This is a genomic window from Caballeronia sp. ATUFL_F2_KS9A, assembly GCF_023630765.1.
GTDB lineage: Bacteria > Pseudomonadota > Gammaproteobacteria > Burkholderiales > Burkholderiaceae > Caballeronia > Caballeronia zhejiangensis.
This window is the reverse complement of record NZ_JALQEK010000013.1, coordinates 41,916-53,728: the sequence shown is the minus strand read 5'-3', so window position 1 is coordinate 53,728 and position 11,813 is coordinate 41,916. Positions and strand designations below refer to the sequence as shown.

At 64.5% G+C, this 11,813-nt stretch carries 10 protein-coding genes; all 10 read left to right on the top strand.

What is annotated here, in order from left to right:
• Window positions 1–24 precede the first annotated feature (24 nt).
• Window positions 25–2,079 carry a ribonuclease catalytic domain-containing protein gene (locus NCS67_RS10840; protein ID WP_250435198.1) on the top strand — a complete coding sequence of 685 codons (2,055 nt, stop codon included), beginning with the start codon at window positions 25–27 and terminating at the stop codon, window positions 2,077–2,079.
• On the top strand, window positions 2,076–2,918 hold the full coding sequence (gene aroE, locus NCS67_RS10835) for a shikimate dehydrogenase (protein ID WP_250435197.1): 843 nt from the start codon (window positions 2,076–2,078) through the stop codon (window positions 2,916–2,918). Before NCS67_RS10840 ends, aroE begins: the two co-directional genes overlap by 4 nt.
• A gap of 1 nt (window position 2,919) precedes the next feature.
• The gene (gene mtgA, locus NCS67_RS10830) at window positions 2,920–3,678 is read left to right on the top strand and encodes a monofunctional biosynthetic peptidoglycan transglycosylase (protein WP_250435196.1); all 759 of its coding nucleotides are present in this window, start codon (window positions 2,920–2,922) and stop codon (window positions 3,676–3,678) included.
• A 348-nt stretch (window positions 3,679–4,026) separates the two neighbouring features.
• Complete coding sequence (locus NCS67_RS10825) at window positions 4,027–4,956, top strand: IclR family transcriptional regulator (RefSeq protein ID WP_008342893.1); 930 nt, start codon at window positions 4,027–4,029, stop codon at window positions 4,954–4,956.
• Window positions 4,953–5,927 carry a 2-dehydro-3-deoxygalactonokinase gene (locus tag NCS67_RS10820; protein WP_250435195.1) on the top strand — a complete coding sequence of 325 codons (975 nt, stop codon included), beginning with the start codon at window positions 4,953–4,955 and terminating at the stop codon, window positions 5,925–5,927. The genes NCS67_RS10825 and NCS67_RS10820 overlap by 4 nt, the downstream gene beginning before the upstream one ends.
• Window positions 5,928–5,942: 15 nt before the next feature.
• The gene (locus NCS67_RS10815; protein ID WP_008342891.1) at window positions 5,943–6,620 is read left to right on the top strand and encodes a 2-dehydro-3-deoxy-6-phosphogalactonate aldolase; all 678 of its coding nucleotides are present in this window, start codon (window positions 5,943–5,945) and stop codon (window positions 6,618–6,620) included.
• Window positions 6,617–7,393 carry an SDR family oxidoreductase gene (locus tag NCS67_RS10810; protein ID WP_008342890.1) on the top strand — a complete coding sequence of 259 codons (777 nt, stop codon included), beginning with the start codon at window positions 6,617–6,619 and terminating at the stop codon, window positions 7,391–7,393. Before NCS67_RS10815 ends, NCS67_RS10810 begins: the two co-directional genes overlap by 4 nt.
• Before the next feature lie 131 nt (window positions 7,394–7,524).
• The gene (locus NCS67_RS10805; protein ID WP_008342889.1) at window positions 7,525–8,532 is read left to right on the top strand and encodes an arabinose ABC transporter substrate-binding protein; all 1,008 of its coding nucleotides are present in this window, start codon (window positions 7,525–7,527) and stop codon (window positions 8,530–8,532) included.
• A 56-nt stretch (window positions 8,533–8,588) separates the two neighbouring features.
• Window positions 8,589–10,103: an L-arabinose ABC transporter ATP-binding protein AraG gene (araG, locus tag NCS67_RS10800; protein WP_250435194.1), complete on the top strand. Its 1,515-nt coding sequence runs from the start codon at window positions 8,589–8,591 to the stop codon at window positions 10,101–10,103.
• Between the two features lie 18 nt (window positions 10,104–10,121).
• Window positions 10,122–11,138, top strand: coding sequence for an L-arabinose ABC transporter permease AraH (araH, locus tag NCS67_RS10795; RefSeq protein WP_239295155.1), 1,017 nt, complete (start codon window positions 10,122–10,124; stop codon window positions 11,136–11,138).
• Window positions 11,139–11,813 lie beyond the last annotated feature (675 nt).

Genomic DNA, 11,813 nt, shown 5'->3' with positions numbered 1-11,813 from the left:
TCCACCGTTTTACGAGAGTATTGAGTGAACGTTTTCTTCGAGGAATCGGGTAGTTTCAAGGCCGGATCGGTGTTGTCGAAACAGGGCGACGCGTTCCAGGTCGAATTGCCGGGCGGCCGGCGCGCGAAAGTGCGCGCGAAAGACGTGCTGATCGAGTTCGAGAAGCCCGCAGCCGGCGATCTGATGCAGGAAGCCGACGCCATCGCGCAGGAGATCGATCTCGACTTCCTGTGGGAATGCGCGCCCGACGAGGAATTTCCGTTCGCCGCGCTCGGCGCGGATTACTTCGGCGACAAGTTCGGACCCGCCGAACGCGCGGCGCTCGTCCTGCGCATGCACGGCGCGCCGGTTTACTTCCGGCGCAAAGGGCGCGGCCAGTATCAGCGCGCGCCGCAGGAACAATTGCAGATGGCGCTCGCGTCGCTCGAACGCAAGCGTCAGCAGGCGCTCGTGCAGCAGGGCTGGGAAGAGGAACTGAAGGCGGGCAAGCTGCCCGATGCGCTGAAGGGCAAGGCGATCGGCCTGCTCACGAAGCCGGACAAGAATTCGATCGAGTACAAGGCGCTCGAAGCGGCGGCGGCGGCGCGCGGCATCTCGCAGGCGCGGCTGATGCTCGAATGCGGCGGCATCGCGTCGCCCCGACAGTTGCACGAGGCGAAGTTCCTGTCGGAGTCCTTCCCGCACGGCATCGGTTTTCCGTCGGTGCAGCCGGGACCGCTGCCCGAGGATTTGCCGGAAGCGCACGTCGAAGCGTTCTCCATCGACGACGTCACCACCACCGAAATCGACGATGCCTTCTCCGTCGAGCATCTTTCGGATGGCCGCGTGCGCGTGGGCATCCACATCGCGGCGCCGGCGCTCGGCATTACGCGTGGCGACACGATCGACGCCATCGCGCGCGGTCGTCTCTCCACGGTCTACATGCCCGGCGACAAGATCACGATGCTGCCCGACAACGTCGTCGACGTGTTCACGCTCGGCGAGGGCGGGCTGCGCCCGGCGCTGTCGCTGTACATCATCGTGAATCGCGAGACGCAGGATATCGTCGCCACTGAAACGCGCGCCGAACGCGTGTTCGTGAAGAGCAACCTGCGCCACAACCATCTCGACGAGTTCGTCACCGAGGAAACGCTCGCGGCCGGCACGGGCGACTATCCGCACAAGGAAGACATCGCCGTGCTGTGGCCGCTCGCGCAGGCGCTCTTCGAAAAGCGTCAGCAGGCGCGCGCGACTTACGGCCTCAAGCGCGAAGTGCAGCGCAACAACGACTTCAACTTTTATGTCGATGGCGAGCACATCACGATCACGCCGCGCCGTCGCGGTTCGCCGCTCGATCTGATCGTCGCGGAACTGGCGATTCTCGCGAATTCGTCGTGGGGCGCGTTCCTCAACGATCACGGCGTGCCGGGCATCTATCGTTCGCAGCGCGGCTTCGGCGGTCCGGGACCGAAACGCACGCGCATGCAGACGACGCCCGCGCCGCACGAAGGCCTGGGCGTCGCGCAATATGCGTGGAGCACGTCGCCGCTGCGCCGTTATGTCGACCTCGTCAATCAATGGCAGTTGCTCGCGTGCGTGCAGCATGGCGTGACGGCCAAGCTCGCCGCGCCGTTCAAGCCGAAGGACGCGGACCTTTTCGCCGTCGTGCAGGGTTTCGACGACACGTACACCGCGTATGCCGATCACCAGCGCCGCATGGAGTATTTCTGGTGCCTGCGCTGGCTCAAGCAGGAGAACAGGAAGCACGTTCCCGCTTCGGTCATCAAGGACGATCTCGTGCGGCTCGAAGAGATTCCGCTGATCCTGCACGTGCCCGGCCTCGGCGTGCATGCGCGCGGCACGCGTGTGATGCTCGAAGTCGTATCGATCGACGAGCTGACGGTCGAAGCATCGTGCCGTCTGCTGCATGTGATCGACGCGCCGTCCGCGAGCGCGCCGGTCGAGGAAGAAGAGGCGGAAGAAGAGATCATCGAGACGAGCGATCTTTCTGCCGAAAGCGAAGCCGAAGCGCAGGCGGAAGCGTCGGTGGAGCAGCCACAACCGGAAACGCCCGACAACGCGCAGGAACCGACGCCATGAAAGACCAATACGCGGTGATCGGCAATCCGATCGAGCACAGCAAATCGCCGTGGATTCACGCGAAGTTCGCCGCGCAGACCGGCGAGCCGATCGAATACGGCCGCATTCTCGGGCCGCTCGATGGCTTCACGCGTGAAGTGAAGGCGTTCATCGCGTCGGGCGGACGCGGCATGAACGTCACCGTGCCGTTCAAGCTCGAAGCGCACGCGCTCGCCGATTCGCTGTCGCCGCGCGCGGCAGCGGCGGGCGCGGTGAACACGCTCGCCTTCGGGCCGGATGGCGTGCGCGGCGACAACACCGATGGCGTCGGCCTCGTGCGCGACATCGAAGTGAATCTCGGCGTGAGTCTGAAAGGCGCGCGCATTCTGCTGCTCGGCGCGGGCGGCGCGGCGCGCGGCGTCGTGCTGCCGATCTTCGATCGCGCGCCGGCGGCGCTCACCATCGTCAACCGCACGGCGGCGAAGGCGCATCAGCTCGTCGATCAGTTCGCGCAGAACGCGTCCGAGTGCGGCGTGCGTTTCTCGGGCGGCGGCGCCGACAGCGCGGAAGCCGGGCAGTACGACGTGATCGTCAACGCGACCGCGGGCAGCCTCGACGCCGCCTTGCCCGATTGCGACGACGGCGCGTTCGGCGCGGGCACGCTCGCCTACGACATGATGTACGGCGCGCAGCCGACCGTCTTCATGCAACACGCGTCGAAGCTCGGTGCGCGCGCATCGGACGGTCTCGGCATGCTGGTCGAGCAGGCCGCCGAATCGTTTTTCATCTGGCGCGGCGTGCGCCCGGATGGCGGCGCGGTGCTGCGCGATCTGCGCGCCGCGCTGGCCGCGAAAGCCTGACATGACCACCGCGCCCGTCGGCAGCCAGGGCAGCCGCTCGCCGCGCGTGCGCAAAGCGGTGCGGCTCGGCCCGGCGCGCTGGATCGCGTACGGCGTATCGGTGCTCGGCATCGCGTTCATCGCGACGCAAATGTGGTTCTTCGCGCAGATCGGCATCTGGACGATCGTCAATCCCGGTCCGACGGCCTTCATGCGCGCCGACGCGTGGACGCTCGCGAAGACGCATCCGGGCATTTCGCTGCAACGCACCTGGGTGCCGTACGAGCAGATTTCGCGCAATCTGAAGCGCGCGATCATCGCTTCGGAAGACGCGAATTTCGTCAATAACAACGGCTACGAAACCGACGCCATCCTTCAGGCGTGGGAGAAGAACAAGGCGCGCGGAAAAATCGTCGCGGGCGGCTCGACCATTTCGCAGCAGCTCGCGCGCAACCTGTTTCTGTCGCGCGAAAAGAGCTATGTGCGCAAGGCGCAGGAGCTCGTCATCACCTGGATGCTCGAGTTCTGGATGGACAAGGAACGCATCTTCGAGATCTACCTGAATTCGGTCGAGTGGGGCAACGGCGTGTACGGCGCAGAAGCGGCGGCGCGGTATTACTACAAGACATCGGCGGCGAAACTGACGGCCTGGCAGAGCGCGCGGCTTGCGGTGATGCTGCCGCGCCCTAAGTATTTCGACGACCATCGCAATGCGCCGTATTTGTCGCAGCGCGCGGGCGTCATCGCACGGCGGATGGGGGCGGCGGAGCTGCCGCAGTGAAATTTAGCTGGCCGCGATAAACAACGCAAAGCCCTGATAATTCAGGGCTTTTTTGTTTTCCAGAAGCTTTCGGCTGCAAGCTTCTCTCCCATTATGTGAGCATGACGATCACATATTGAATAAATCGAAGAGCCGGAACTACAATCCGGCCAAAGCCTGAAACGGCACACGCGGGCGACGACCGGAGCGACTTCCGGCGCGCACGACCAGAACAATGGAGACACGTCATGCATTCGATCGCACGCCCGCGCTCGCGGGCCTCCTTGCACGATTCGTACGCTCATTCCATCGGGGGCGCGCCCGCGTGCGTCATCCGGCGCGCATCGTGATCGACGAGGGATTCGCGCCATGACCAAATTCCAGACCCCTGAAACCGACGTCGCCGAGGCGGGCGCAGCGCGCGCCAAGTCCAACGGCGCGAGCGGGACGAAGCACACACCCGATCCCGACGCCATCGCGCTGCCGAGCGCGCTCGTCGACATCACACCGCAGCAGGCGGGCACGCAGACGCTGTTGCGCGGCCTCGCGATTCTCGAAGCCGCCGCGAACGGCGCGCGCGACCTGCGCGCGTTCGGCGCGGCGCTCGGCACGACGCGCAGCACGACGCATCGGCTCGTGAGCTCGCTCGTGCAAGCGCGCTATCTGCGTCAGGTGCAGGGCGGCTATCTGCTCGGGCCGAAGCTCATCGAACTCGGCACGATCGCGCTCGAACAGATGCCGCTCACGACCGTCGCGCGACCGCATCTGCAGGCGCTCGCCGAGCATACGCACGACACGATCCATCTCGGCGTGCGCGACGGCGACGACGTGCTCTACATCGACAAGATTCCGGGCACGCGCGGCCTGGAGATGCGTTCGCGCGTCGGGCACCGGATGCCGCTCGCGTCGACGGGCATCGGCAAGGCGATGATGCTCGACCTCGAAGCGAACGCGTGGAAGAAGCTGCTGGAAGCGTCGCATCGCGTGCTGGCGAGGATGAGCTTCAAGCCCGACAACCGCCCCGACTTCGACACCTTTCAGCAGCGCATGACGCGCTATGCGCAAGGCGGCTTCACGTTCGATCTCGAAGAGAACGAGGCGTCGATCCGCTGCGTTGCCGCGCCGGTGCGCGATGCGTCGGGCGCGATCGTCGCGGCATTGTCGGTGGCGAGCACCATTCCCTACATGCCGCACGAGCGCATGGAGGAACTGATTCCGGTCGTGCAGCGCGAAGCGCACGCGATCTCCGAGGAACTTGGCTGGCGCGCGCCGCAGGCCGCCCGCAGGATCAAGCGATGACCGCATCCGTTTCCACGCCCGCGCTCGTCGCGCTCGACTGGGGCACGACTTCGCTGCGCGCCTATCTGCTTGGCGCCGACGGTCTCGCCCTCGATACGCGCGCATCGTCGGCGGGCATCATGAATCTGCCGGCGGGCGGGTTCGATCAGGCGTTCGAGCAAACCTGCGGCGCGTGGCTCGACGCGCACGCGCACTTGCCGGTGATCGCGGCGGGCATGGTCGGCAGCGCGCAGGGCTGGGTCGAAGCGCCGTACGTCGAAACGCCGGCGAACGCCGATGCGCTCGTCGCGGGCATCGTCGATGTGAAGACGGCGCGCGGCGTCGTGCTGCATGTCGTGCCGGGCGTGCTGGAGCGCGGCGCGTTGCCCAACGTGATGCGCGGCGAGGAAACGCAGATTTTCGGCGCGCTGGCGAGCGAGCCGGCGCTCGGAAACGCGGGCGGCGCGCTGATCGGACTGCCGGGCACGCACGCGAAGTGGGCGTTCGTCGCCGATGAGCGCATCGAGCGTTTCTACACCTTCATGACGGGCGAGACCTTCAGCGCGCTGCGCGATCACACGATCCTCGGCCGCACGATGCATCCCACCGCGACGCACGACGAACAGGCGTTCCTGCGCGGCGTCGATACGGCGCGCGATGCCGGTCATCCCGGCGTGCTCGCGACGATCTTCAGCACGCGCACGCTCGGCCTCACGGGCCAACTGAGCGCGGAGCAGCAATCGGATTATTTGTCGGGCCTGTTGATCGGCCATGAATTGCGCGGGCTGAACGAAGTGCTTGCGCGCGAACAATCCGCGCTCGCGGGAAAGCCCCTGCGCCTGATCGGCAACGATGCGCTTTGCAATCGCTATCGCGCCGCGCTCGCGCGTTTCGGATGCCACGATGCCGCCACGGTCGCGCACGCCACCGAGCACGGCCTTTATGGAATCGCCGCGCTGGCCGGGCTGGTCGCGGCCAGGCGCGCGGCCTGAAAAGGAGAGAACACGATGCAGCCTCCCATCAATCTGCCGGCGCCCTACGGCATGCACGCCGGTCTCGCAAAGGCGTTCGCCGCGTGCCCGCTGATCGCGATACTGCGCGGCGTCACGCCCGCCGAAGCCGCCGATCACGGCCGCGCGCTCTATGAAGCGGGCTTTCGCATCGTCGAAGTGCCGCTGAATTCGCCGCAGCCGTTCGACAGCATCGCGGCGATCCGTCAGACGCTCCCCGCCGATGCGATCGTCGGTGCGGGAACGGTGCTGCATCCGAGTTACGTCGATAGCGTGAAGGCCGCGGGCGGCGAGCTCATCGTGATGCCGCACAGCGACGCCGATGTCGTGCGTGCCGCGAAGGCGCAGGGTCTCGCGTGCGCGCCGGGCGTCGCGACGCCGAACGAGGCGTTTCTCGCGCTGAAGAACGGCGCGGACGTGCTGAAGATGTTTCCCGCCGAGCAACTCGGCCCAACGGTGACGAAGGCATGGCGCGCGGTGATCGCGAAGGACGTGCCGCTCGTGCCGGTCGGCGGTATTGCGCCGGACAACATGGAGCCGTTCTTGAGCGCAGGCGCGAACGGCTTCGGCCTCGGCTCGGCGCTCTACAAGCCGGGCCAGAGCGCGGACGTCACGGCGCGGCACGCGAAGGCGTTCATCGACGGACTGGCCGTTGCACGAGGCGCAGCCAAATGAACCGCCTCGCCGGCAAGGTCGCGATGGTCACGGGCGCGGGACGCGGCATCGGCGCGGCGATCGCGCTGGCGTTCGCGCGCGAGGGCGCACGCGTCGCGCTCGCGGAACTCGACATCGGCACGGCCCGCGAAACGGCCGAGCGCATCGGGGAAGAAACCGGCGCGAACGTCATCGCGGTCGAAACGGACGTGACGCAAAGCGCATCGGTGAAGGAAGCCGTCGCGCAGACCGAAGCCGCGCTCGGCCCGCTCGACGTGCTCGTGAACAACGCCGGCATCAACGTGTTCTGCGATCCGCTCACGATGACCGACGACGACTGGCGCCGCTGCTTCGCCGTCGATCTCGACGGCGTGTGGAACGGCTGCCGCGCGGTGTTGCCGGGCATGGTCGAGCGCGGGCGCGGCAGCATCGTGAACATCGCGTCGACGCACAGCTTCAAGATCATTCCGGGCTGCTTTCCGTATCCGGTGGCGAAGCACGGTGTGATCGGCCTCACGCGCGCGCTCGGCATCGAGTACGCGCCGAACAACGTGCGCGTGAATGCGATCGCGCCGGGTTACATCGAAACGCAACTGACGCTCGACTGGTGGAATTCGCAGGCTGATCCGAAGGCCGCGCGTCAGGCGACGCTCGATCTTCAGCCGATGAAGCGTATCGGCGAGCCGCGGGAAGTCGCGATGACGGCGGTGTTCCTCGCATCGGACGAGGCGCCGTTCATCAACGCGAGCTGTATCACCGTGGATGGCGGGCGAAGCGCGCTGTACCACGACTGAAGCAAACGAGATCACGAAGGAATGACGCACTGGCCGCTGTGCGGACATCAATCAACAAGAAAGCGGCCACACACTTCGTAGCGCCCGCGCGCGGGCATTTTTCGACATCGGAAAAAGTCGGGAGACAAAAAATGAAACGCAGACTGTTCCTCACGCTGATCGCCGCTGCCACGGCAACGAGCGCGTCCATGATCGCGGCGCCGGTCGCGCAGGCCGCCGACGAGGTCAAGATCGGCTTCCTCGTGAAGCAGCCGGAAGAGCCGTGGTTCCAGGACGAATGGAAGTTCGCCGAAATCGCCGCCAAGGAAAAGGGCTTCACGCTCGTGAAGATCGGCGCGCCGTCGGGTGAAAAGGTGATGAGCGCGATCGACAACCTCGCCGCGCAGAAGGCGCAGGGCTTCATCATCTGCACGCCGGACGTGAAGCTCGGGCCGGGCATCGTCGCGAAGGCGAAGGCCGACAAGCTCAAGATGATGACGGTCGATGACCGCCTCGTCGACGGTTCGGGCAAGCCGATCGAATCCGTGCCGCACATGGGCATTTCCGCATACAACATCGGCAAGCAGGTGGGCGACGGCATCGCCGCCGAGATCAAGAAGCGCGGCTGGGACATGAAGGATGTCGGCGCGATCGACGTGACTTACGAGCAATTGCCGACCGCGCATGACCGCACGGCCGGCGCGACCGATGCGCTCGTCGCCGCCGGTTTCCCGAAGGCGAACATCGTCGCCGCGCCGCAGGCGAAGACCGACACCGAGAACGCGTTCAACGCCGCGAACATCGCGCTGACGAAGAATCCGCAATACAAGCACTGGGTCGCCTACGGCCTGAACGACGAAGCCGTGCTCGGCGCGGTGCGCGCAGCGGAAGGCCGCGGCTTCAAGGCGGACAACATGATCGGCATCGGTATCGGCGGATCGGACTCGGCGTTGAACGAGTTCAAGAAGCCGAATCCGACGGGCTTCTACGGCACCGTCATCATCAGCCCGAAGCGCCACGGCGAAGAGACGTCCGAGCTGATGTACGCGTGGATCAAGGACGGCAAGGCGCCGCCGCCGCTCACGCTCACGACCGGCATGCTGGCTACGCGTGAAAACGTGGCATCGGTGCGCCAGCAGATGGGACTGGCATCGAACTAAGTCTTTCGTGAGGGAAGCGGGCCGCGCGTGCGGTCCGCTCGAGAATAGGAGGCGATGTGTCAGCGACGCTGCGTTTTGACAATATCGGCAAGGTGTTTCCAGGCGTGCGCGCGCTCGACGGCGTGTCGTTCGACGTCAACGCCGGCGAAGTTCACGGTTTGATGGGCGAGAACGGCGCGGGCAAATCGACCTTGCTCAAGATTCTCGGCGGCGAGTATCAGCCCGATTCGGGGCGCGTGCTCATCGACGACAAGGAAGTGCATTTCGCGAGCGCGGCGGCATCGATTGCCGCGGGCATCGCGGTGATTCATCAGGAATTGCAGTACGTGCCGGATCTGACCGTGTCCGAGAATCTGCTGCTCGGCGCATTGCCGAACCGGCTCGGCTGGGTCGACAAGCGCGCGGCCAAGGCGCACGTACGCGAGCGGCTTGCGGCGATGGGCGTCGATCTCGATCCGAATGCGAAGCTGCGCAAGCTGTCGATCGCGCAGCGGCAGATGGTCGAAATCTGCAAGGCGCTGCTGCGCAACGCGCGCGTGATCGCGCTCGACGAACCGACGAGTTCGCTGTCGCATCGCGAGACGGAAGTGCTCTTCAAGCTCGTGCGCGATCTGCAGGCGGATAACCGTGCGCTGATCTACATCTCGCATCGCATGGACGAGATTTACGAACTGTGCAACGCGTGCACGATTTTCCGCGACGGGCGCAAGATCGCCTCGCATCTTTCGCTCGCGGATGTGCCGCGCGAAACGCTCGTGCAGGAAATGGTCGGGCGCGAGATCAGCGACATCTACAACTATCGCGCGCGTCCTTTGGGCGACGTGCGCTTCTCCGTGAAGAACGTGGAGGGCGATGCATTGAGCGCGCCCGCGAGCTTCGAAGTGAAGCGCGGGGAGATCGTGGGCTTCTTCGGGCTCGTCGGCGCGGGACGCAGCGAGCTGATGCATCTCGTCTACGGCGCGGACAGAAAGAAGGGCGGCGACATCGTGCTCGACGGCAAGCCGATCAAGGTTCGCAGCACCGGCGAGGCGATTCGTCACGGCATCGTGCTGTGTCCGGAGGATCGGAAGGAAGAAGGCATCGTCGCGATGGCGACGGTGGCGGAGAACATCAATATTTCGTGCCGGCGACACTATCTGCGCGGCGGGCTGTTTCTGGATCGCAAGAAGGAGGCGCAGACGGCCGAGCGCTTCATCCAGTTGCTGAAGATCAAGACGCCGAGCCGGAAGCAGCGCATCCGTTTTCTTTCGGGCGGCAATCAGCAGAAGGCGATTCTGTCGCGCTGGCTCGCGGAGCCGGACCTGAAGGTCGTGATTCTCGACGAACCGACGCGCGGCATCGACGTCGGCGCGAAGCATGAGATTTACAACGTGATCTATCAGCTTGCGGAGCGCGGCTGCGCGATCGTGATGATTTCGTCGGAATTGCCGGAAGTGCTGGGCGTGTCGGACCGGATCGTCGTGATGCGGCAGGGGCGTATCGCGGGCGAACTGGCGCGCGAGAAGGCGAGCGAACAAACAGTGTTGAGCCTTGCGCTGCCGCAGGCGGAAACGGTCGCGCAGGCGGCGTAAAGACGAGAGGAGCGAATCATGGAAGCAAGAGAAAACATCGTGGGGCAGGCGACGGAAAGCGTCGCGAACGCGCTGATCCCGCAAAAGAACGACAAGCAGAAGTGGTGGCAGCAGATCACGGAATACAGCCTGATCGTGATCTTCATCGTGATGTTCGTGACGATGTCGCTGACCGTCGATCACTTCTTCTCGATCGAGAACATGCTCGGCCTCGCGCTGTCGATCTCGCAGATCGGCATGGTCGCGTGCACGATGATGTTCTGCCTCGCGTCGCGCGACTTCGACTTGTCGGTGGGCTCGACGATCGCCTTCGCCGGTGTTCTGTGCGCGATGGTTCTGAATGCGACGGACAACACGTTCATCGCGATCATCGCGGCGGTGGCTGCGGGTGCGGTGATCGGGTTTGTGAACGGCGCGGTGATTGCTTATCTGCGAATCAATGCGCTGATTACGACCTTGGCGACGATGGAAATCGTGCGCGGGCTCGGGTTCATCGTGTCGCACGGGCAGGCGGTGGGTGTGTCGTCGGATACGTTCATCGCGCTCGGCAGTCTGTCGATGATCGGGATTTCCCTGCCAATCTGGGTCACGCTTGCGTGCTTCGTCGTTTTTGGCGTATTGCTCAATCAGACGGTGTATGGACGTAATACATTGGCTATCGGCGGTAATCCCGAGGCTTCGCGGCTCGCGGGGATCAATGTCGAGCGCACGCGTGTGTGGATCTTTTTGATTCAGGGCGCTGTGACCGCGCTGGCTGGGGTCATTCTCGCTTCGCGGATCACGTCGGGGCAGCCGAATGCCGCTCAAGGCTTCGAGCTCAATGTCATTTCTGCTTGTGTTCTTGGCGGTGTTTCTCTGCTGGGCGGTAGGGCGACGATTTCCGGTGTCGTGATTGGCGTGCTCATCATGGGTACTGTCGAGAACGTCATGAACCTTTTGAATATCGACGCGTTTTATCAGTACCTCGTGAGAGGGGCTATCCTGCTTGCTGCCGTTCTGCTCGATCAGTTGAAGAATCGCGGGTCGCGGGATTGATGTTTTGCGGTTGATGTCGTTGTTGATGTTTTGCCGTTGATGTCGCTGGATTCCGTTTTCGTGTCGGTCTATTAGCACTGCCCCTGTGCGGGGCGGCACCTACTTTCTTTGCTGCTGCAAAGAAAGTAGGCAAAGAAAGCAGCTTTTCAGGCCCGCGGTCACACGCACGTTGGGTAGTACTCTCGTCCCAGGCGGCACTCGCCTAAAGAGTGCCCTCGAAGGACTAACCGGGCTTGGCTCGCGCACGGTCTGCCGCCCGAAGGTGTTGAGAACGCTGGTTCAGCACGAAATGGCTTCGGCACAGCGCTACGCGCTGCCGCCGGGCATGCAAGGGAAACCAGCGGGCGGCAAGTGCAGTGAGATGGAGATGGCAGCAAAGAAGCACGCGCGGACCCGATTGACCGGTCGGCCGCGAAGCGGGCTGGAGCTATTTGGTGCTGAACCAGTTTGGTGTGTGGTGCGAGGTGGCAGACCGTGCGCGAGCCAAGCCCGATGGGGCCTATGAGGGCACTCCTTAGGCAGCCCACGAACGACGAGAGGACTACCCAAATTGCGTGTGACCGCGGGCGTATCGGAAGCTGCTTTCTTTGCTTACTTTCTTTGCAGCAGCAAAGAAAGTGAGTGCCGCCCCGCACAGGGGCAGTGCTAATAGACCACTAAGAAACCGGGATCCGG